23 protein-coding genes are annotated in these 21,192 nt (G+C 65.6%); 5 read left to right on the top strand and 18 right to left on the bottom strand.

The genetic code is table 11. The features are described from left to right. Positions 1-60 precede the first annotated feature (60 nt). The 13 genes from NLR35_RS06200 to NLR35_RS06140 form a co-directional block, all read right to left on the bottom strand. Entirely contained in the window at positions 61-2,181 is a 2,121-nt protein-coding gene (locus NLR35_RS06200; RefSeq protein WP_257165660.1) for a sodium-translocating pyrophosphatase, read from the bottom strand. Positions 2,182-2,385: 204 nt separating this feature from the next. After that, positions 2,386-3,378, bottom strand: coding sequence for a thiamine-phosphate kinase (thiL, locus tag NLR35_RS06195; protein WP_257165659.1), 993 nt, complete (start codon positions 3,376-3,378; stop codon positions 2,386-2,388). A 188-nt stretch (positions 3,379-3,566) separates the two neighbouring features. After that, the gene (gene nusB / locus NLR35_RS06190; RefSeq protein WP_257165658.1) at positions 3,567-4,079 is read right to left on the bottom strand and encodes a transcription antitermination factor NusB; all 513 of its coding nucleotides are present in this window, start codon (positions 4,077-4,079) and stop codon (positions 3,567-3,569) included. A gap of 1 nt (position 4,080) precedes the next feature. Beyond that, positions 4,081-4,572 carry a 6,7-dimethyl-8-ribityllumazine synthase gene (gene ribH, locus NLR35_RS06185; protein WP_257165657.1) on the bottom strand — a complete coding sequence of 164 codons (492 nt, stop codon included), beginning with the start codon at positions 4,570-4,572 and terminating at the stop codon, positions 4,081-4,083. A 185-nt stretch (positions 4,573-4,757) separates the two neighbouring features. Then, the gene (locus NLR35_RS06180) at positions 4,758-5,366 is read right to left on the bottom strand and encodes a riboflavin synthase (protein WP_257165656.1); all 609 of its coding nucleotides are present in this window, start codon (positions 5,364-5,366) and stop codon (positions 4,758-4,760) included. Continuing rightward, the gene (ribD, locus tag NLR35_RS06175) at positions 5,366-6,517 is read right to left on the bottom strand and encodes a bifunctional diaminohydroxyphosphoribosylaminopyrimidine deaminase/5-amino-6-(5-phosphoribosylamino)uracil reductase RibD (RefSeq protein ID WP_257165655.1); all 1,152 of its coding nucleotides are present in this window, start codon (positions 6,515-6,517) and stop codon (positions 5,366-5,368) included. The genes NLR35_RS06180 and ribD overlap by 1 nt, the downstream gene beginning before the upstream one ends. Continuing rightward, the gene (gene nrdR / locus NLR35_RS06170; protein ID WP_257165654.1) at positions 6,514-6,999 is read right to left on the bottom strand and encodes a transcriptional regulator NrdR; all 486 of its coding nucleotides are present in this window, start codon (positions 6,997-6,999) and stop codon (positions 6,514-6,516) included. Before nrdR ends, ribD begins: the two co-directional genes overlap by 4 nt. Positions 7,000-7,012: 13 nt before the next feature. Next, positions 7,013-8,317 (bottom strand): serine hydroxymethyltransferase, encoded by a 1,305-nt coding sequence (gene glyA, locus NLR35_RS06165; RefSeq protein WP_257165653.1) that lies wholly within the window; start codon positions 8,315-8,317, stop codon positions 7,013-7,015. 192 nt (positions 8,318-8,509) lie between these two features. Then, a complete protein-coding gene (locus tag NLR35_RS06160; RefSeq protein WP_374940791.1) occupies positions 8,510-8,953 on the bottom strand; it encodes a hypothetical protein in 444 nt (147 codons plus the stop codon). A 114-nt stretch (positions 8,954-9,067) separates the two neighbouring features. After that, complete coding sequence (locus NLR35_RS06155; protein WP_257165651.1) at positions 9,068-9,289, bottom strand: hypothetical protein; 222 nt, start codon at positions 9,287-9,289, stop codon at positions 9,068-9,070. Between the two features lie 18 nt (positions 9,290-9,307). Then, complete coding sequence (locus tag NLR35_RS06150; protein ID WP_257165650.1) at positions 9,308-9,532, bottom strand: hypothetical protein; 225 nt, start codon at positions 9,530-9,532, stop codon at positions 9,308-9,310. Positions 9,533-9,734: 202 nt separating this feature from the next. After that, entirely contained in the window at positions 9,735-10,247 is a 513-nt protein-coding gene (gene ldtR / locus NLR35_RS06145) for a transcriptional regulator LdtR (RefSeq protein WP_006612768.1), read from the bottom strand. A gap of 360 nt (positions 10,248-10,607) precedes the next feature. Continuing rightward, positions 10,608-11,075: a DUF6163 family protein gene (locus NLR35_RS06140; RefSeq protein WP_257165649.1), complete on the bottom strand. Its 468-nt coding sequence runs from the start codon at positions 11,073-11,075 to the stop codon at positions 10,608-10,610. 243 nt (positions 11,076-11,318) lie between these two features. On the opposite strand from NLR35_RS06140, the gene hemB reads away from it, so the two are divergent. From hemB to NLR35_RS06125, 3 genes are all read left to right on the top strand, one after another. Next, positions 11,319-12,380 (top strand): porphobilinogen synthase, encoded by a 1,062-nt coding sequence (gene hemB / locus NLR35_RS06135; RefSeq protein WP_257165648.1) that lies wholly within the window; start codon positions 11,319-11,321, stop codon positions 12,378-12,380. Positions 12,381-12,562: 182 nt separating this feature from the next. Then, entirely contained in the window at positions 12,563-13,111 is a 549-nt protein-coding gene (locus NLR35_RS06130) for an RDD family protein (RefSeq protein WP_257165647.1), read from the top strand. Positions 13,112-13,211: 100 nt separating this feature from the next. Further along, positions 13,212-13,988, top strand: a complete 777-nt coding sequence (locus NLR35_RS06125; protein ID WP_006612764.1) for an arginyltransferase — start codon at positions 13,212-13,214, stop codon at positions 13,986-13,988. Positions 13,989-14,070: 82 nt separating this feature from the next. Here NLR35_RS06125 and NLR35_RS06120 read toward each other — a convergent pair whose 3' ends face one another. Next, on the bottom strand, positions 14,071-15,450 hold the full coding sequence (locus NLR35_RS06120; protein WP_257165646.1) for an Nramp family divalent metal transporter: 1,380 nt from the start codon (positions 15,448-15,450) through the stop codon (positions 14,071-14,073). Positions 15,451-15,641: 191 nt separating this feature from the next. Here NLR35_RS06120 and NLR35_RS06115 point away from each other — a divergent pair, with 191 nt between their 5' ends. Both NLR35_RS06115 and NLR35_RS06110 read left to right on the top strand, forming a co-directional pair. Next, positions 15,642-16,433, top strand: coding sequence for a class I SAM-dependent methyltransferase (locus NLR35_RS06115; protein ID WP_257165645.1), 792 nt, complete (start codon positions 15,642-15,644; stop codon positions 16,431-16,433). 90 nt (positions 16,434-16,523) lie between these two features. Continuing rightward, positions 16,524-17,750: an MFS transporter gene (locus tag NLR35_RS06110; protein ID WP_257165644.1), complete on the top strand. Its 1,227-nt coding sequence runs from the start codon at positions 16,524-16,526 to the stop codon at positions 17,748-17,750. On the opposite strand, the gene NLR35_RS06105 is transcribed toward NLR35_RS06110, so the two are convergent. The 4 genes from NLR35_RS06105 to dmeF all read right to left on the bottom strand — a co-directional run bounded on the left by NLR35_RS06105 (position 17,747) and on the right by dmeF (position 20,994). Next, the gene (locus NLR35_RS06105; RefSeq protein ID WP_257165643.1) at positions 17,747-18,181 is read right to left on the bottom strand and encodes a universal stress protein; all 435 of its coding nucleotides are present in this window, start codon (positions 18,179-18,181) and stop codon (positions 17,747-17,749) included. The two genes, NLR35_RS06110 and NLR35_RS06105, sit on opposite strands and share 4 nt — an antisense overlap. Positions 18,182-18,277: 96 nt before the next feature. Next, positions 18,278-19,531, bottom strand: a complete 1,254-nt coding sequence (locus NLR35_RS06100; protein WP_257165642.1) for an adenylate/guanylate cyclase domain-containing protein — start codon at positions 19,529-19,531, stop codon at positions 18,278-18,280. 41 nt (positions 19,532-19,572) lie between these two features. Beyond that, positions 19,573-19,977, bottom strand: coding sequence for an arsenate reductase (glutaredoxin) (gene arsC / locus NLR35_RS06095; RefSeq protein ID WP_257165641.1), 405 nt, complete (start codon positions 19,975-19,977; stop codon positions 19,573-19,575). A gap of 36 nt (positions 19,978-20,013) precedes the next feature. Then, on the bottom strand, positions 20,014-20,994 hold the full coding sequence (gene dmeF / locus NLR35_RS06090) for a CDF family Co(II)/Ni(II) efflux transporter DmeF (RefSeq protein ID WP_257165640.1): 981 nt from the start codon (positions 20,992-20,994) through the stop codon (positions 20,014-20,016). Between the last annotated feature and the right edge of the window lie 198 nt (positions 20,995-21,192).

Raw genomic sequence — 21,192 nt, 5'->3', positions numbered from 1 at the left:
ACGAACGAAAAACCCCGCGGCTCGCACCGCGGGGTCTTTTTTGTCGCGACAGTTCTACTTTCAGTGCGCCAGGATCGCCAGCAGCAGCAGGGCCACGATGTTGGTGATCTTGATCATCGGGTTCACCGCGGGGCCCGCCGTGTCCTTGTAGGGGTCGCCGACGGTGTCACCCGTCACCGCCGCCTTGTGCGCATCGGAGCCCTTGCCGCCGAAATGGCCGTCCTCGATGTACTTCTTGGCGTTGTCCCAGGCGCCGCCGCCCGAGGTCATCGAGATGGCGACGAACAGGCCGGTGACGATGACGCCGAGCAGCATGGCGCCGACGGCCGAGAACGCCGCCGACTTGCCGGCCGCGCCACCGCCCGCGATCGCGTAGATCAGGAAGTAGACAACGATCGGCGACAGCACCGGCAGCAGCGAGGGGATGATCATCTCCTTGATCGCCGCCTTGGTCAGCAGGTCGACCGCTTTGCCGTAATCCGGCTTGTCGGTGCCCTGCATGATGCCCGGCTTCTCGCGGAACTGACGCCGCACCTCCTCGACGATCGCGCCCGCGGCGCGACCGACCGCGGTCATGCCCATCGCGCCGAACAGATACGGCAGCAGGCCGCCGAACAGCAGGCCGACCACGACGTAGGGATTGTTCAGCGAGAAGTCCGGCTTGATCCCCGCGAAGTACGGATGCTTGGCGGAGTCGGCGATGAAGAACTGCAGGTCCTGGTTATAGGCCGCGAACAGCACCAGTGCGCCGAGACCGGCGGAGCCGATCGCGTAGCCCTTGGTGACCGCCTTGGTGGTGTTGCCGACGGCGTCGAGCGCGTCGGTGGACTTGCGGACCTCCTTGGGCAGACCGGCCATTTCGGCAATGCCGCCGGCGTTGTCGGTGACCGGGCCGAAGGCGTCGAGCGCGACGATCATGCCGGCCAGCGCCAGCATCGTCGTGGTCGCGATCGCAATGCCGAACAGGCCGGCGAGGCTGTAGGTGACCAGGATGCCGGCGATGATCACGATGGCCGGCAGCGCGGTCGACTCCATCGAGATGGCGAGGCCCTGGATCACGTTGGTGCCGTGGCCGGTGACCGAGGCCGAAGCGATCGACTTGACCGGGCGGAAGTCGGTGCCGGTGTAGTATTCGGTGATCCAGATAATCAGGCCGGTGACGATGAGGCCGACAACGCCGCAGACGAACAACGCAGTGCCGGTGTAGTCGACGCCGTCGAGCTTGCCGAAGCCGATCAGCCACCCGATCGCCAGCGCAACGCCGGCGAGCGACAGCACGCCGGTCGCGATCAGGCCCTTGTAGAGCGCGCCCATGATCGACTGGCTGGCGCCGAGCTTGACGAAGAAGGTGCCGGCGATCGAGGTGATGATGCAGATGCCGCCGATGGCGAGCGGCAAGGTCATCATGTTGGTCAGCAGCGACGACTTGGCGAAGAAGATCGCAGCCAGCACCATGGTGGCGACCGCGGTCACGGCGTAGGTCTCGAACAGGTCGGCGGCCATGCCGGCGCAGTCACCGACATTGTCGCCGACGTTGTCGGCGATGGTCGCGGGGTTGCGCGGATCGTCCTCGGGGATGCCGGCTTCGACCTTGCCGACGAGGTCACCGCCGACGTCGGCGCCCTTGGTGAAGATGCCGCCGCCGAGGCGGGCGAAGATCGAGATCAGCGAGGCGCCGAAACCGAGCGCGACCAGCGCGTCGATGACGGTGCGGCTGTCGGGCGCGAGCTTCATGAAGCCGGTGAGGATGCCGAAGTAGATGGTGACGCCGAGCAGCGCGAGACCGGCGACCAGCAGTCCGGTGATCGCGCCCGCCTTGAAGGCGAGCTCGAGGCCGCCCGCGAGCGAGGTGGTCGCGGCCTGCGCGGTGCGCACGTTGGCGCGCACAGAGACGTTCATGCCGATGAAGCCGGCCGCGCCGGAGAGGATCGCGCCGATCGCAAAGCCGACCGCGACGAGCATGCCGAGGAAATACGCAAGGAGCACGAAGATCACGACGCCGACGATTCCGATCGTCGTATATTGGCGGCGAAGATAGGCCTGCGCGCCTTCACGCACGGCCGCCGCGATTTCCTGCATCCGCGCATTGCCGGCGTCCGCGCTGAGCACCGATTGTGTGGCCCAGATCGCATAGACGATCGACAGCGCTCCGCAGAGCACGATCACCCATAAAGCTGACATTTAGTTTCCTCGGCTCTTTGCTTTTTCTAACTACGTCACGCCGCGATGGTGCGACGCACGCCCCCTTGTCAGGCCGCTCCGGGCGGAGCCGCCTCGAACATCATGAACCTTGCCAAAATCGCCATGATGACGCAACGCCGCGACACCTGAACCGCTCCAAATTCAGACGCTTCTTTGGTCGCATTGTGCGGCTGCGAATGGGTGTCAGAAGTGGCTGTAGGACAACCGTTTCAAGCTGATTGGACGGCCCTGCCCGTCAAGGAATCGCGGCGCATGCGATCCTGCGACGATGGCGCCGACGTCGGCAACAGCAATGCCTGCTGCGTCAGCTGCAGTGCGGAATGCGTCGCATTGCGCTGCGGGAACAGTGCAGAGAATCTCGTAGTCGTCGCCGCCGGAGATCAGAGTTTCCAGCTGGATCGCTCCCGCAGCAACGAGCTTGCTTGCTGCTGATGAGATCGGAACGTGTGACAGGACGATGTCGGCGCTCACGGAAGAGGCAGCACAAAGCTTGGTCAGGTCGCCGGCAAGACCGTCGGAGACGTCCATCGACGCCGTCGCGTAATCCCGGACGGCCATGGCCAGCGCATTGCGCGGCTGCGGCACACGGTAGCGGCCGATCAGCATGTCCCGTGCGGCGGCATCATCAGCCAGCAAGTCTGCTTCCGCTTTGCTCGTCAGGATGCTCAAGCCGAGCGCGGCATCGCCGATCGCGCCGGTGACCATGACCCTGTCGCCCGGCCGGGCACCGAAGCGGTGCACCATGCGGCCCCGGGGCACCCGGCCCCACGCGGTGACCGAGATCATCACGGGCCCCGGCGTCGACACGGTGTCGCCGCCGAGCAGCGAGCAGCCGAAGCTTGTCGCGTCCTCGCCGAGGCCGCGGGCGAAGGCGGCGAGCCAGTCCTCGTCCTTCTGCCGCAAAGCGAGCGTCAGCAGGAAGCCGGCGGGGATCGCGCCCTTGGCGGCGAGATCGGACAGGTTCACCCGCAGCGCCTTGCGCGCGATGGTGTCGGGCGGGTCGTCGGGGAGATAATGGACGCCTTCGACGATGGCGTCGGTGTTGACAACGAGGTCGTCAGCGCCGGCCTGGATGGTGGCGGCGTCGTCAACGAGGCCGAAAGCGCCGGGATCGGTCGCCAGGGGCTTGAAGTAGCGGGCGATGAGGGAGTCCTCGCCGGAGGGCGCTTGGGTCATGGGCGCCCTCCCCGCACTCCGCTGTCATCGCCCGGCTCCACCGGGCGATCCAGTACGCCGCGGCCCCTCCGTATTCCTCGAACGTCTCTGGAATACTGGATCACCCGCTTTCGCGGGTGATGACAGTTGAGCAAGCAGGCTGGCACCGCGCCGGTTCGCAACGACCCTGCTGCGGTCCGGCGCATCACCTATTTCGGCCCCAGCTCGTCGCCGCGATACTGCCGGGCGAGCTGCTCCAGCACGGCGTTGACCATGCCGGTCTCGTCGCGCTCGACGAAGGCGTGGGCGATGTCGACATATTCGGACACGACGACCTTGGCCGGCACGTCCTTGCGCCGCTCCAGCTCATAGGCGCCGGCGCGCAGAACGGCGCGCAGGATGGCCTCGATCCGCTGCAGCGGCCAGCCGCGCTCCAGCGCGGTGTCCAGCACCGGATCGATCTTGGTCTGGTCGCGCACCACACCGGAGACGATGTCGCGGAAGAACGCGGCCTCGGCCGGCAGATACTGCTCACCCTCGACCTCGTTGCCGAGCCAATGGCTCTCGAATTCGGCGAGGACGTCGTTGATGCCGGCGCCGGCGATGTCCATCTGGTACAGCGCCTGGACGGCGGCGAGGCGCGCGGCGCCGCGACGGTTGGCCTTGCGGTCGTTGTTGGCGCGGATCGGGCCCTTGAACGGTCTGTTGCTGTTCTCGGCCATCTCAGCCTCGCGCCAGACGGCGTTTGATGCGCAGCACCGCGAGCGCGGCGCGGGCGGCATCGCCGCCCTTGTTCATCTCGGAAACGCGGGCGCGCGCCCAGGCCTGGTCCTCATTGTTGACCGTCAGAATGCCATTGCCGAGCGGCAGGCCGCGCGCGACCGAGAGGTCCATCAGCGCCCGGGAGGATTCCTGCGAGACGATCTCGAAATGAATGGTGTCGCCGCGGATCACGCAGCCGAGCGCGATCGCGAGATCATACGGCTTGCCGGTCTTGACGGCTGCATCGAGCGCGATCGCGATCGTGGCCGGGATTTCCAGCGAGCCGGTGACGGTGAGGACGTCGTAGCTGACGCCGGCCGCCTTCAGCTCGGCGGTGGCGCCCTCCAGCATCGCGTCCTGGATATCGTCATAGAAGCGCGCCTCGACGATCAGCGCCCGGGCGCCGGTGATATCGGTCTGGTCTTTCAGCGGCGCGCGCCGTGCGTCTGCCATGGTTCGGTTTCCATTGTCTTCAGCTGCCTCACCCCACAAGGGAGCGGCCACTCGGCCGCGTCGCGAAGGGCAAGATGAAATCAACTCATGCCGCGAGCCGGCGCATCAGCGCCGCCTCGCCATGAGGGCTGGCCTTGTAGGCGCGAGCGCCGGCAAAGCCAAGACAGAAAGCCTCGCTTTCGAGGCTACTTCATTTCCGTGAGGCGCGCCGCGTAGCGCGCCATCAGGTCGACCTCGATATTGACCTCGCTGCCGGTCTGCCAGGACGACAGCGTGGTGACGCTCAGAGTATGCGGGATGATGAGGACTGAGAAGGTCAGCTCGTCCACGGTGTTGACCGTCAACGAGACGCCGTCGAGGGTGATCGAGCCCTTGGTGGCGATGAAGCGTGCCAGCTCGCGGCTCGTCTTGAAGACGAACCGCGCCATATCCGGCAGGTTCTCGCGGCTGACGATGGTGGCGATGCCGTCGACATGGCCGGAGACGATGTGGCCGCCGAGCTCGTCGCCGATCTTCAGCGCCCGCTCCAGGTTGAGCTTGGTACCGACGCGCCAGTGCTTGGCTGTGGTCAGAGCCAGCGTCTCCGCGGCGGCGTCGACCTCGAACCAAGCCTTCCCGTCGGCGACACCCGACTGCACAACCGTGAGGCAGACGCCGTTGTTGGCGATCGATGCGCCATCGGCGATCGTGGCCTGGTCGTAGGCACAGGCGATGCGCAGCCGGTGCAGCTTGCCCTCAGTCCGCGGCGTCAGGCTGACGATCTCGCCGATGTCGGTGACGATGCCGGTGAACATTACGCGCGCTCGTAAATCGTAAGGGTGTCAGGATCGAGCGTCTCGCTAGCACGGACGCGATAGTCCGGCGACTGCGTGATTGCGGTCAGCGGCAATGCGTCCAGCGCAGCGATGCCGTCGGCGCCGATCTCGCCGGGACCGCGCAGGAGCCAGATTTCATCGACCAGGCCGCTCTGCATGAAAGACGATGCGACGCGGCTGCCGCCTTCGATCATCAGCCGGGTGATGCCTTTCTCGGCGAGGGCCTTGACCACCGCCGGCGGCTCCAGCGCGGAGGGCTCGGCCTGCGGCGGCACCCGGATCACCTGGGCACCGGCAGCCCCGAGCTTGGTCGCCGCCGCGGGCTCCGCAAGCGCGGACGCAACCATCCAGAGCGGGGTGGTTCGCGCCGATTGCACCAAACGGCTGGTCATCGGGAGTCGCAGCATCGGATCGAGCACGACACGGACCGGCGAACGGGTCTCCATGCCCGGCAACCGGCAGGTCAGGAGCGGATCATCGGCGATCGCAGTGCGCACGCCGATCAGGATGGCGTCGCTCTGGGCACGCAACAGATGTACGCGCGTCCGTGCCGCCTCGCCGGTGATGGCGACCGGCTTGTTGCCGGCCGCGGCGATCCTGTCGTCGGCCGACACGGCGAGCTTCAGAACGACGTGCGGCCGGCCCTCGCGAATGCGGCGGAAGAACCCGGCGTGGTCGCGCTTGGCGTCCGCCGAGCACAGGCCGACTTCGACCTGGATGCCGGCCCTGCGGAGCTTCGCATGGCCCTGCCCGGACACCTCGGGATTGGGATCCTCGATGGCCGAGACGACGCGGCTGATGCCGGCGGCGATCACCGCATCGGCGCAAGGCGGCGACTTGCCGAAATGGGAGCACGGCTCCAGCGTCACATAGAGCGTGGCGCCCTTGGCCGCCTCGCCGGCGCGCCGGAGCGCCTCGGGCTCGGCATGCGGCCGGCCGCCCGGCTGCGTCCAGCCGCGGCCGACGATCACGCCATCCTTGACCACGACGGCGCCGACGGCGGGGTTCGGCCAGGTGCGGCCCTGCCCGCGCCGACCGAGCGACAAGGCCAGCTGCATGTAGCGGCGATCGGCATCCTTCTGCGCACGCAGCTTCTCGCCGACCTGATCGACCAGGACCCGGAAGATCATTTGCGGACCGGCGCCAGCCGCGGAGCCTCGTCCTCCGAGGACAGCTCGCCAAGCACCGCCTCAAAGTCCTTGGCCTCGCGGAAATTGCGATAGACCGAGGCGAAGCGGACATAGGCGACGTCGTCGAGATCGCGCAGATGCTCCATCACGATCTCGCCGATCGCCTCCGACGACACCTCCGATTCGCCGCCGCTCTCGAGCTCGCGCACGATCGCCGACACCATCTTCTCGACGCGCTCTGGATCGACCGAGCGCTTGCGCAGCGAGATCTGCACCGAGCGCATCAGCTTGTCGCGGTCGAACGGAACGCGGCGGCCGTTGCGCTTGATGACGGTCAGTTCGCGCAGCTGCACCCGCTCGAAGGTCGTGAAGCGGAAATTGCAGGTGACGCAGACCCGCCGCCGCCGGATCACCGAGGAATCCTCGGTGGGGCGGGAGTCCTTCACCTGCGTATCGAGGCTGTTGCAGCTCGGGCAGCGCATGTCGCCTTAAGCCTTACTGATAGATCGGGAACCGGTCGGTCAGCGCCTTCACCTTCTCCTTCACCGCGGCTTCCACCAGCGGCGCGCTACCTTCCGAAGACTGCGCGATCGCGTTCAGCACCTCGGCGATCAGGCTGCCGACCTGCTGGAATTCCGCGACGCCGAAGCCGCGGGTGGTCGCGGCGGGCGTGCCGAGGCGCAGGCCCGAGGTGACGAACGGCTTCTCGGGGTCGAACGGGATTCCGTTCTTGTTGCAGGTGATGCCGGCGCGGACCAGCGCCTTCTCGGAGACGTTGCCCTTCAGCCCCTTCGGCCGGAGGTCGACCAGCATGAGGTGGTTGTCGGTGCCGCCGGAGACGATGTCGAAACCCTGCGCGCGCAGCGATTCCGCCAGCGCCTTCGCATTCTCGACGATGTTCTTCGCGTAGACCTTGAACTCCGGCCGCAGCGCCTCGGCGAACGCCACCGCCTTGGCGGCGATGACGTGCATCAGCGGGCCGCCCTGCAGGCCCGGGAAGATCGCCGAGTTCATCTTCTTGGTGAACTGCTCGTCATTCCACAGCATCAGGCCGCCGCGCGGGCCGCGCAGCGACTTGTGGGTCGTGGTCGTGGTGATGTGGGCATACGGCACCGGCGAGGCATGCGCGCCACCGGCGACGAGGCCGGCGAAGTGCGCCATGTCGACCAGCAGATAGGCCCCGACGCTGTCGGCAATCTCGCGGAAGCGCTTGAAGTCCCACGGGCGCGAATAGGCGCTGCCGCCGGCGATGATCAGCTTCGGCTTCACTTCCTCGGCCTGCTTGGCCACCGCATCCATGTCGATCAGGTGGTCGTCACGGCGGACGGTGTAGTGCGCGGCCTTGAACCACTTGCCGGACATGTTGACCGGCGAGCCGTGGGTCAGATGGCCACCGGCGGCGAGGTCTAGGCCCATGAAGGTGTCGCCGGGCTGCAGCAGCGCCAGGAACACTGCCTGGTTCATCTGGCTGCCGGAGTTCGGCTGGACGTTGGCGAAATTGGCGCCGAACAGTTTCTTGGCGCGGTCGATCGCGAGGTTCTCGGCGACATCGACCCATTCGCAGCCGCCATAATAGCGCGCGCCCGGATAACCCTCGGCATATTTGTTGGTCATCACCGAGCCCTGTGCCTCCAGGACCGCCCGGCTGACGATGTTTTCCGAGGCGATCAGCTCGATTTCGTGCCGTTGCCGACCGAGCTCACCCTTGATGGCGGCGGCGATCTCGGGATCGGCCTCGGCCAGGGGGGCGGAAAAGAAGGAATCGACGGACGAGGCGGGCTTGGCGCTGGAAGCGGTCATCGGCGGAATATCTCCACGTCCGCAAGACCTTAAGCGGTCTGCGGTCGGTTCAGTGAAGGCGGTCGGAAAAGACCCCTGCCCTTACCATACGGGCAGCGGCAGGCCAAGGGACAGCCAAGCCGTTGCGGGTCGTCCTGCGCTTTTGTGCCAGATATGGTGGATGCACAGCGGACAAAAGACCCCGTCCGGGCGCTAGGCTCCGCCGCAGGTATGAGGATCGTCCGGCATGGTCCAGGCCTCGTTGGTCCTCAGATTGGTGGACTCGTAGACGCGGCCGCGCTCGTCGCCCGGCGGACAATCCTTTGGAATCGAGACGAGGCACATCCGGACGCGATCGCCGACCTTGGAGCGCGCGAGCGCCGCGCTCCAGTCGTACAACACTTGCGTATCCTTGTTAGTGTACGCCACGAAGCTGCCGCCGTCCTTGCCGGGCTTGGGCTGCTTGGACGGCAGCCTGTCGTTCATGCGCGTCGAAATGGATGCGATGGTCCTCTCCGCGCACTCCCCGATCTTGGTCGGGTTGGCCACCATGACCGGCGCAGCCGCGGCAACGGGCGTTGCGGCGTCTGTCGCCGGCGTCTCGTTCTGGGAGCAGGTCGCCATCATCAAGAGCGGCACGACGATCGCGCGCGACATCCAGAACATCTCGCCCCGCCCAAAAACAAAACAACCTGAATGAAACCAGACGGTCTCATACAGGTTGTCGGTATCATGAGGCAAGCGCGCGGCGAGCAACTTGCGCGGACGATATCAGAGGCCGGTGTAACCCGCCTTCACTGGATCGACGCGGCCGTCGAGCTGGCGCAGATAAGTGAGGCCGCAGACCGTGAGACGATGCGGATCGCGCTCGCCGGCTTCGAAGAGGGTCTGAATGTAGGCGCTGACCTTCTGACGCGCCTCCGCGCTGGCGGCAGCGGTGCGGTTGGCCAGCAGGTCATACGTATGCATGATGCGATCGATGGCAGCTTCCATATCATCCCCTCTTGATGGTCAGGCCGCGTAGGCCATCTCGAACATCGAGATCGCCTTGTTTGCCAGCCTGAGCTTGTTGAATTCTCCGCGGTGGATCAGCTGCACGATGACGTCGACCAGCCGTTCATCCGGCGTGATCGTCTCCGGCAGGGCCCCCGACAAACGCAGATAGTTGGCGGCGATCGCGTAGGCGTCGGCCACCAACTCCACGTTCATGACCTGCATTCCGCGATCGTGCAGCATGGTCCGACCTCCGGCCGAGATAAGCCTTGAAGACGAGATTGGTTCCAGTTCGCATCAAAAGTTTCTCGCAACAGCGAAGACAAGCGCGAACAAAAGAAAAGCGCCGGCCCCAGTGGAGCCGGCGCGAGATGAAACCATTTGGCCGTCCGGTCTTACATCTCCGCAAGCGGAGGCCGGTTCAGCTGAGAGGATGTGAGCGCGATCAAAGCCGATACAGGATCTGGTCGGTCCAGAACCGCTCGAGGCGATGCAGCGACTTGTTCAGCGTGGAGAACTCCTCGCTCGAAATGCCGCCGACCTGCTCCACGGTCTTGACGTGCTTCTGGTACAGCGCATCGACGATGCGGCGGATCTCCTGGCCCTGCGGCGTCAGGCGGATACGGACCGAGCGGCGATCGACGCGCGAGCGCTGGTGATCGAGGAAGCCGAGCTCGACCAGCTTCTTCAGGTTGTAGGAGACGTTGGAGCCGAGATAGTAACCGCGCGTGCGCAGCTCGCCCGCGGTCAGCTCCTTGTCGCCGATATTATAGAGCAGCAGCGCCTGGACCGAGTTGATGTCGGAACGACCACGGCGGTCGAACTCGTCCTTGATGACGTCGAGCAGACGGCGGTGCAGCCGCTCCACCAGAGTCAGGGCTTCCAGATAGAGCGACTGGACGGTGCCGCCCTGGCCCGGCGCAGCAGTCTCCACGGCCGTCGCAACGGCTTTCATCATGACACTTCCCCTGTCGTCGTTTTTGTCGACTTATTCGACGAAACTTTTGTCCCGTCTGATAGAGCGAACTTAAGGGGCGTGCTTTGAAGATCGCCTTAAATAAGAGCATAAAGAGAGAATGAATCGCGGAGAGTGAATCGTCTTTTAATTCAGTAATTACAGAGGGTTTCGCAAGAGTCCGTTGACGGTGGAGGCACGATGTTCGCGCTTCGTTTCACCCACCTGTCGCATTCCAAAACACGCTTGGGTAGCGCTGCTAAGGTCTCTGTAACAGCTGTGGCAACCGCTCTTAAGGTGTTCGAAACATTACTTGCATCGCGTGGAAAAGATTGACGGCGTGCAACGAATTTTCGGCACCACCTACGGTGGCCGCTCTCGCGCCGACATCCAGGCCAACACGAGGTAGGCGGCCAGCATGACCGCCTCGCCGGCGACCACCGCGAGGTTGCCGCCATAGATGCCCGGGAACATCAGCTCGATCACCGCCATCGACACGACCGTGGTCAGCCACACCACCGCGCCCCACGGCGTCGCCAGCCACAGGCCCACGGCGGCCACGAGCTCGATCACGGCGAAATAGACCGTGGCAGCCTGCCAGGCCATCGCCTGGTTCTCGAACGCGTCATCCTCGCCGCCGATGAAACCGGTGACCTGGGCCCAATGATAAAGCCCCTTGGCGATCGACAGCATCGCCATGACGCGCAGGAACAGCACCAGCCGGCGCGTCCAGACATTGTCGTCCCCCTCCCGCCGGTCGGAGGACATGGCGGCAATCGACATCGCGGCGTTGTCGCGCGCCAGATCCCGCGCCGAGGGAATCTCAGGCATGGCAGCTCGCGCGGGTCTGGCACGTCATCGTCGGGAACATCTAGGCTCTCAAGACCAGGAGGATGGCGATTCTGGGCCGGGGTTGTTGGCCGGGCCGCACCGTGAAACCAACCGGAGCGGAAATCAACCCGGGCCGCTTGCGTCAGGTCAAGTGACGGACGACGGGCAAAGTGCTACAGATTGTTGGAATACCAACAAATCAAAATTTCCGGCTCGCCGGCCATCTCAAGGAGCCAGCACCCCATGGCGATCAAATTCGGGCGCCCGATCGATGTGCGCGACGTCGCGCGTAACCCCGCCACGGGAACCCCGCCGGTGCTCGATCTCACCATCCGCCCGCGCCGCAACCGCAAGGCGGAATGGGCGCGCCGTCTGGTCCGGGAGAACGTGCTGACGACGGACGATCTGATCTGGCCGCTGTTCGTCGTGCAAGGCGACCGGACCCGCAGCACGGTCGCGTCCATGCCCGGCGTGGAGCGGCTCAGCGTCGACGAGATCGTCCGCGACGCCGAGCGCGCCGCCAAGCTCGACATCCCCTGCATCGCCCTGTTCCCCTATACCGAGCCGTCGCTGCGCGACGAACACGGCTCCGAGGCCTGCAACCCGGACAATCTGGTCTGCCAGGCGGTACGCGCGATCAAGAAGGAATTCCCGGATATCGGCGTGCTCTGCGACGTGGCGCTGGATCCGTTCACCAGTCACGGGCATGACGGGCTGATCAAGGACGGCCGCATCCTCAACGACGAGACCGTCGCGGTGCTGGTCCGCCAGGCGCTGGTCCAGGCCGAAGCCGGCTGCGACATCATCGCGCCCTCGGACATGATGGACGGCCGCGTCGGCGCCATCCGCCAGGCGCTCGACCAGTCGGGCTTCCTCGACGTGCAGATCATGGCCTACGCGGCCAAATATGCCTCCGCCTTCTACGGCCCGTTCCGCGATGCGATCGGCTCGGCCAAGACGCTGAGCGGCGACAAGCGCACCTATCAGATGGACAGCGCCAACACCGACGAAGCGCTGCGCGAGGTCGAGCTCGACATTGCCGAGGGCGCCGACATGGTGATGGTCAAGCCGGGCATGCCCTATCTCGACGTGGTCAGGCGCGTGAAGGACACCTTCAGCATGCCGACCTTCGCCTATCAGGTGTCCGGCGAATACGCGATGATCGCGGCCGCCGCCAATAACGGCTGGATCGACGGCGACCGGGCGATGATGGAGAGCCTGCTCGCCTTCAAGCGCGCCGGCGCGGATGGCGTGCTCACCTATTTCGCGCCGCAAGCCGCCGAGCGCCTTCGCCGCCAGGGGTGAGCCGCCTGCATGTCGCTACGCTGGCCTTTGGCGCTGACAACGCCCGGACCCTGCGGGTGGCTGCGTCCGACCGCGTGAATTCGTGAAATCGCCGGAATTTTGCCGCGCGCGTGCAAGGATCGCCTCTTGCAAGCGCCCGCGCTGTTCCCATGTCCTGTTTGCCAGTTCGGGAGGGTATATCGATGGCATCTATGGGCTCGGGCAATGGCGGCGGCTGGTCCAGCGGCGGACCCGGCGTACGGCCACATGCCTATGATCCCACTCAGCAGCCGGAGCTGTTTCGCGGCGTGCTGACGCGGCGGATGATTGCGTTCCTGATCGATCTCCTGGTGCTGTCGGTGCCGGTGATCCTGGCCGTGATCTTCATCGCGCTGTTCGGCGTGGTCACGCTCGGCCTCGGCTGGGCGCTGTTCTGGCTGGTGTCGCCTGCCTCGGTGATCTGGGCCATTGTCTATTACGGCGCCACCATCGGCGGCCCGAACTCGGCCACGATCGGCATGCGGATGATGGATCTGGAGTTGCGGACCTGGTACGGCGCGCCCGGCTATTTTGTGCTCGGTGCCGTGCATGCGGTCTGCTTCTGGATCTCGGTCTCGGTGCTGTCGCCGTTCGTTCTGCTGATCGGGCTCTTCAACGGACGCCGCCGGCTGCTGCACGACTACGTGCTCGGCACCGTCGTGATCAACACGTCGGTCAGGGCGCAGCTCGGCGAACCCGCTCGCACGTGGTGAGACCCGAGGTGACGCATCAAAAGCGATTGACCGGCCGCCTCCGGAGCGCAATTCTGTTCACGATCGCCGTTTCACGTTTCTCGGAGGCTCACGACGTTCCTTGACCCAGCATTCGCGTGACACCCCGCAATTCTACCTGACCGCCCCCTCGCCTTGCCCGTATCTGCCCGGGCGGCAGGAGCGCAAGGTGTTCACGCATCTGGTCGGTGACAAGGCGACCGATCTCAACGACCTCCTCACCCATGGCGGCTTCCGCCGCAGCCAGTCGATCGCCTACCGTCCCGCCTGCGACCAGTGCCGGGCCTGCGTCTCGGTGCGTGTGATCGCCAACGAATTCCGCCCCTCGCGCAACTTCCGCAAGGTGCTGGCGCGCAACTCCGACCTCGTCGGCGAGCAGCGCAGCGCAGTGCCAACCTCGGAGCAATATTCGATCTTCCGCGGCTATCTCGACCAGCGTCACCGCCACGGCGGCATGGCCGACATGACGGTGCTGGACTACGCGATGATGGTGGAGGACAGCCACGTCGAGACGCGAATCATCGAGTATCGCAAGCGCAACCTGAGCAATGGTCCTAACGCACGCGGCGGCGAGCTGATCGCCGTCGCCCTGACGGACGTGCTCAGCGACGGACTGTCGATGGTATATTCATTCTTCGACCCCTCGGAGACTACGCGCTCCCTCGGCACCTTCATGATCCTCGACCACATCGCGCGGGCGCGGCGCCAGGGGTTGCCTTACGTGTATCTGGGCTATTGGATCGAGGGCTCGAAGAAGATGGACTACAAGAGCCGCTATCTGCCGCAACAGCGGCTGGCGGCGGCCGGCTGGCTGCGCGTCGACGCCGAGGGCGAGACGGCACCCGAGCCGCAGGAGTGACAGAGGGCGAATAGCGAATGGGGAGTAGCGAATAGAGTTCTTGATTCCTGTTCGCCACTCCCTATTAGCCACTCGCCTGTTCTCATCCCGTCGCCAGGTCCCACACCAGCTTGGCATTGAGCGCGATGATCACGACGGCGATGAGTCCGGCCAGCGCCGTCAACCAGCGCGGCGCCACGAACTGCCCCATCTTGGCCCGGCTCGCGGTGATCAGTACCAGCGGCACCACCGCGAACGGGAGCTGCAGGCTGAGCACGACCTGACTGAGGATCAGGAGCTGCCCGGTCGCCTTCTCGCCGGCCCAGATCGTCACGACGACAGCCGGCACGATGGCGATCATGCGGGTGATCAGGCGGCGCAGCCATGGCGCGATCCGCCACTGCAGGAAACCTTCCATCACGATCTGCCCGGATAGCGTCGCGGTGATCGTCGAGTTCAGGCCGCAGCACAGCAGCGCGATCGCAAACAATGTCGGGGCCAGCGTCGATCCCAACAGCGGCGCCAGGAAGGAATGCGCCTGGTCGAGCTCGGCGACGTCATGCTGGCCGGTCTTGTGGAAGGTCGCCGCGGCCAGGATCAGGATGGAGGCGTTGATGGTCAGCGCCAGGCACAGCGCGATGGTGGAATCGAGGGTCGAGAGCGTGATCGCCTCGCGCTTCTCCTCCGGACTGTCGCCATAGCCGCGGGTCTGCACCAGCCCGGAATGGAGATACAGGTTGTGCGGCATCACGGTGGCGCCGAGAATGCCGAGCGCCAGATAGAGCATTTCGGGATTGGCGATGAGCTGGCCGCTCGGCACGAAGCCCTTGATCACCTGAGCCCAGTCCGGCTGCGCCATCGCGATCTGAATCGCAAAGCACAGCGCGATCACGCCGAGCAGCGCGACCACGAAGGCTTCGATCCAGCGGAAGCCGAACGCCTGCAAAGCCAGGATCAGGAAGACGTCGAGCGCGGTGACGCAGACGCCGATCGACAGCGGCAGTCCGAACAACAGGCTGAGACCGATCGCCGTGCCGATGACCTCGGCGAGATCGGTCGCGGTAATCGCGATCTCGGCCGACAGCCACAACGGCACCGAGACCCAGCGCGGGGTCGAGTCGCGGCAGGCCTGCGCCAGGTCACGTCCCGTGGCGACACCGAGCCGCGTGCACAGCGACTGCAGCACGATGGCCATCAGATTGGAGAGCAGCGCGACGGAGAGGAGCACGTAGCCGAACTTGGCTCCGCCGGCGAGCGAGGTCGCCCAATTGCCGGGGTCCATGTAGCCCACGGCGACCAGATAGCCGGGGCCGAGAAACGCGATCAGCTTTCGCCACAGGGATCCCTTGGCGGAGGTTCGCACCGAGCCGAACATGTCGCCCAGCGACGGCTCGCCACGCTCGTTGCGCCACCCGCTCATCCGGCGGTCGCTCGGCGGAACCATGGCATGCAGCTGCGAAAGATCAGTCGATTTTGCGTCCATTGTATCATCCTGAACGAAACCGACCTTTAATGCAACTTATTTGCAAGAGCAGCCAACGCCACCCTTGCAGTGCGGACGCTGGAAATATTCCCATACCGCTCCATCATCGGAACAGGACGCTCGTGCCGATTCGGGGCTGATCTGGCGCAGCGGCAGCATCGGCCTTCCTTGCCCCACTGACGGAATTCAACATGCTGTCTGCCCAACTTGGTCTCCGGCCCGTGTCGAACGCGCCCATGCCTTGCAAGATCTGTGACGGTCCCGCCAAACTCTACGGCGTGGTCGACATGAACCGTCCATGCCAGAGCGCGCAGGTGCACCAGGCCGCACTGTCCGGCGTACCGATCTATTACCGCCGCTGCGCCGACTGCGGCTTCCTGTTCACGGACGCATTCGACGACTGGAGCATCGAGCAGTTCAGGACCCACATCTACAACGACGGCTATGAGGCCGTGGATCCAGAGTATCGGATCAAGCGCCCGACCGACAATGCGGCCGCCGTAGCCCGCTTCTGGGCGCCGCATAAGGGCGGCATGCGCGTGCTCGACTTCGGCGGCGGCAATGACGTGTTCTGCACCAGCCTGCGCGCCCATGGCTTCGCCGAAGCTCTCACCTACGACCCGATGGTGCCGGAGCACGCGAGGGTTCCTGAAGGCAAGTACGATCTCGTGACCTGCTTCGAGACGCTCGAGCACGTGCCCGATCCACTGGCGGCGATCGGCGCGATGGCGGCCTGCGTCGCCGAGCCCGGCGCGGTGTTCTATTCGACACTGACCCAGCCGGACGATTTCGACAGCCAGGGCATGTCCTGGTGGTACATCGGCCCGCGCAACGGCCACATCTCGATCTACACCAAGCATGCGCTGGCGCTGGCCTGGCACAAGTTCGGCTTCAAGACCGCGCCGCTGAATGCCGGCACGCATCTGGCGTTCCGCACATTGCCCGAGCAGTGGGGCCTTGCCGAAGCGTCGGGCGCGGGCTGAGCGGCGCGCGGTCGCGGTGAACGGAAAGCGGGTGGGCGCGGCGCGCCCCGCAGCTGATGATGGCAGCATCATCACATTGGGTCGCCCGACATGCTGCCGTCCTCTGCCCTGCCCGCCGCCTTCCACCGTCTCGCCTGGTCCAACCTCACGGCGCAATCGGCCGAGCAGATTGCGCTCGCCGCCGCACCGATCGTCGCCGTGCTTGCGCTCGGCGTCGGAGAGGGCGAGACCGGCTTGCTGCAGACGGCGCTGACCGCGCCGTTCGTGCTGTTCGCCATTCCGGCCGGCCTGCTCGCCGACCGCATGCCGCGGCGGCGATTGATGGCAGCCGCCGAAGCGCTGCGCGCATTGGCGCTGCTTGCGATCCTCGTGGCTCTCGCGACCGGTTCTCTGACCTTGCCGCTGCTCGCCACGCTGGGCTTCGCCGCGGTGTGCGGCACCGTCGTGTTCAGCGTCGCCGCGCCGGCTCTGGTGCCGAGCCTCGTCTCCCCGACGCAGTTGGCCACTGCCAATGCGCGGATCGAGCTGGCCCGCACCGTCGCCTTCGCCGCCGGGCCCGCTGTCGGCGGCATGCTGGTCGGATGGATCGGCGGCGCGCCAGCCTTCGGTGTCGCGGCGGCGCTGTCGCTGAGCGCTGCGCTGTGCCTCGCCGGGATCGCCGAGCCTGCCCGCGCGCCCGCGCCACGCCGGCATCCGTTCGCCGATATCCGCGAGGGGGCCGCCTTCGTCCTGCATCATCCGCTGCTGCGACCGGTGTTCGTGACGCAATTCATCTTCAATACCGCGCATTTCCTGCTGCTCGCGGTGTTCGTACCCTATGCGGTGCACCGGCTCGGCCTGTCGGCAGGCGGCGTGGGCACGGTGTTGTCGATGTTCGGCGCCGGCATGGTATGCGGTGCGCTTCTGGCGACACGCATCATGCGGCGCGTGCCGTTCGGCACCGTCATCGGGCTCGGTCCCGTCACCGGCTTCGTCGCGGCACTGGTGATGGCGGTCACGACACTCGTCCCATCTCCGCTCCTGGTAGCGCTGAGCTTCTTCCTGCTCGGCGCCGGCCCGATCCTCTGGGTGATCTCGACCACCACCTTGCGGCAATCCGTGACGCCGGCCGGACTGCTCGGGCGCGTCTCGGCCATCAACATCCTGAGCTACGGTGCCCGCCCGCTCGGCTCGCTGCTCGGCGCCATTGTCGGCGGCCGCTACGGCGCCGACGCCTGCCTCTATCTCGCCGCAGCCATCTTCGGCCTGCAGGCGCTCGTCATCGTCAGCTCCCCCGCCGTCACGATCGCGCAGCAGCCGGCGCCGCAGCCGGCCTAGCGATAGACCAGGATCGGCACCGTCGAATGCGTCAACACCTTCAAGGTCTCGCTGCCGAGAATCGCGGAGACGCCGCGCAGCCCATGCGAGGCCATCAGCACGAGATCGCAGTCTTGTTTGCGCGCGGTCTCGACGATCGCCTCATACGGCTTGTCGTGCTCGACGCACAGCGTGGCGCAGCTGACCCCCGCCTGCTCCGCATCATCCTTGACATGATCGAGATATTTCGCGGTCTGGTCGGCCACCAGCGACTTGTATTGCGCGAGCGCCTTGGTCGCGGCGTGCGGATCGACAACGAGGGAATGCAGCGGCGTCGACACCACCAGCGCGGTGACCCTGGCGCCGGTCGCCTTGGCCAGCGCGACGCCGTGCTTGATGGCGGCCTTGGACAGGTCGGAACCATCGGTCGGCAGCAGAATATGTGAGTACATGAGCGTCATCTCCCCGGCAGATGATGCTGGGCAGATCAGGCTCTCCCGAGCATTGACGTGGGTCAAGGGTGCGACATCTCGTCCGCCAGGTCATTCCTACGTCAGGTAGTTCTCGTAGGCGCGCGTCGCAGGCTGGCTCGCCGCGATCTCCGGATCGAGCGTGTAGAGATCCTGCGCGCGGCCAATGCCGCGCAGCGCGTAGCGGCCGGTCGACACGAGATAGCGGCGCCCCTCGTCGTCGAGCCCGGCGCAGAATTCCGATGAGGCCAAGAGCTCGCGATCGACCGAGCGGCACATCGAGGCGATGCGGCTGACCTCGTTGACCGCAGGTCCCACCACGGTGAAATCGAGCCGGTCCTCGCTGCCGATGTTGCCATAGAACACCTCGCCGACATGCAGCCCGACATAGGCCGTGGTCACGGGCCTGCCCTCCCCATTTCGCCGCGCATTGAGCTCGTTGATGTTGAGGCGGAAGCGATGCTCGGCGCGCAGCGCCGCCTGCCGGGCCGTGGCCATGTCGCCGGTGAAGATCGCCAGCACGCCGTCGCCGATCAGCTTCAGCACGTCGCCGCCGGCTTCATAGATCGCGTCGATGGAGGCCTCGGCATAGTCGTTCAGCAGCGGGATGATCTCGTCCGGCGAGATGCTTTCGGAGATCGCGGTGGAGCTGCGCAGGTCGGAGAACCACAGCACGGCGTTGATGCGCTCGGTGACACCACGGGAGATCCGGCCGCGCAGCACCTGCTCCGAGGCATCGCGGCCGAGATAGACCCGGCCGAGCGTGCGCACGATGTCGACCTGCTGCGCCGATTTGATCGTGAATGCCAGCAGCGGGAGCAGGTCGCGCAAGGCGCTGATCTGATCCTCGGTAAAACCGTCATGGCGGCGCGTCAGCCAGTTCGAATAGAAGCAGTCCATCTGCCCGAGCGTGCCGGCTTCGCCGAAGCGGTGCACGAAGGCGAGGTAGTGACGATGGCCCTGGGCCGAGAGCTCCTCGATGACAGGAAAATCGAGATGCGCCGAGTTCATCAGGTCGATGCGGAACTCATCGTCACCGGTCTGCAGCATGTGATGGAAAACGGAGCGACGCCAGTTCTGCGCCGCCTCCCCCTCATTGCTGGAGCCATATTCGAAACTGTCGGGTTCGTTCGTGTCACAGTCGTTCCAGCGGAAGCCACGTCCTTCGAAAATCGGATGCAGCGTATCGATGATCGCGAGGCTGCGCGACAGTTCGAGGCCGGCCGCGCAGCAACGCTCGCAGAAGCCGCGCAGGATTTCGTTTTCCGGCACGCCGGTCAGTCCCTGCGCCGTGAGCCAATTGATCACTTCGAGACGGGTCGCCGTATCCATGGTTCAACTCACCAGTTTCTCGCAACACGTGCGGCAAAGCGTCAGGCAGGCCGGCTGACCACCTCGCCATCCTCCTTGGTGAACGAGGCGACGGGATGGTCGAGCAGGTCGAGCACGAGCTCGGACGGGCGGCACAGCCGCGCCCCCTTGCCCGTCACCACGATCGGCCGGTTGATCAGGATCGGATGCGCGAGCATCGCCTCGATCAGCTGGTCGTCGGTCCATTTGGGATCGCCGAGACCGAGTTCGGCGAAGGGCGTGCCCTTCTCGCGCAGCACGTCGCGCACCTTGATCCCCATCGCGTTGATCAGCGCGATCAGTTGCTCGCGGCTCGGCGGTGTCTTCAGATATTCGATCACATCCGGCTCCTCTCCCGAGGCACGGATCATCGCCAGCGTGTTGCGCGACGTGCCGCAGGCAGGATTGTGAAAGATCGTGACAGTCATTCAAACAGATCCCCAACTTCAATCAATAACCAGGTCTCAGGCGTGCAGGCCGTGCTCCACCTCGACGGTGACGTGGCTCAGGCCGTGCAGGTCCCTCAGGCGTTGCTTGTACATGGCAGGCGCCAGAGGGGAATGAGAGACGATCGAAACGACGACGGCGCGATGGCCGGGCCCGACCTGCCACAGATGCAGGTCGGTGACGCGGTCGCCGCCCGCCTCCAGCCGCGCCCTGATCGTTGCCTCCAGGCGCCGGTCGCCATTGACATCGAGCAGCACCGCGCCGGCATCGCGGATCAGCCCATAGGCCCAGCTTGCGATCACGACGCTGCCGATCAGACCCACGGCCGCATCGGCCCAGCTCCAGCCCAGATACATGCCGATCAGGAGTGCGCCGATCGCCAGCAGCGAGGTCGCCGCGTCCGCCAGCACGTGCAGATAGGCCGCACGCAGATTGTTGTCGTGGTGACCATGATGATGGTGGTCGTGATGGTGATCATCGTGGTCGCCGTGATCGTCGTGATGATGACCCTCGTGATCGTGGTGACCATGATGGTGGTGCTGGTGCTCGCCGGCCAGCAGCCACGCGCTGACGAGATTGACGAGCAGACCGAGAACGGCCACCGCGATCGCCTCGCCATAGGCGATCGGCTCGGGGTTGAACAACCGGACCGCGCTCTCATAGGCGACCTGGACGGCGATGATCAGCAGGATAAGCGCGCTGGAGAACGCCGCGAGCTCGCCGAACTTGCCGGTGCCGAAGCTGAAGGAGGGATTGCGGGCGTGCCGGCGGGCAAAGAGATAAGCGAGCCCTGCAATCCCGAGCGCCGCCGCATGCGTGCCCATGTGCCAGCCATCGGCGAGCAGCGCCATCGAGCCGAACAGCGAGCCGGCCGCGATCTCGCCGACCATCATCACCAGCGTCAGGCCGACCACGAACCAGGTGCGACGCTCGTTTCGCTCGTGCTGGGCGCCGAGGAAGATGTGATCATGCGCCCAATGATCGGCTTGTGATGGCATCGGCCATTCTCCTCATCGGTCTCGGCACGCCCCGCGGGGCGCGGTCCCCACGTTACCACAAGGGGACGTAGCCGCCCTGCACCACGATTGACAGCGCAAACCGGTTCCGCTGTAATGTTCCATATGGGGACATCGCGATCTCCCCACGAGGCGACATGCCCAAGTATCGCGTCCCGTCATTCTCGCACGAGGACGCAT

This window comes from Bradyrhizobium sp. SRS-191 (assembly GCF_024586915.1).
In the GTDB taxonomy this organism is placed as follows: domain Bacteria; phylum Pseudomonadota; class Alphaproteobacteria; order Rhizobiales; family Xanthobacteraceae; genus Bradyrhizobium.
This window is presented reverse-complemented; position numbering and strand designations above follow the sequence as displayed.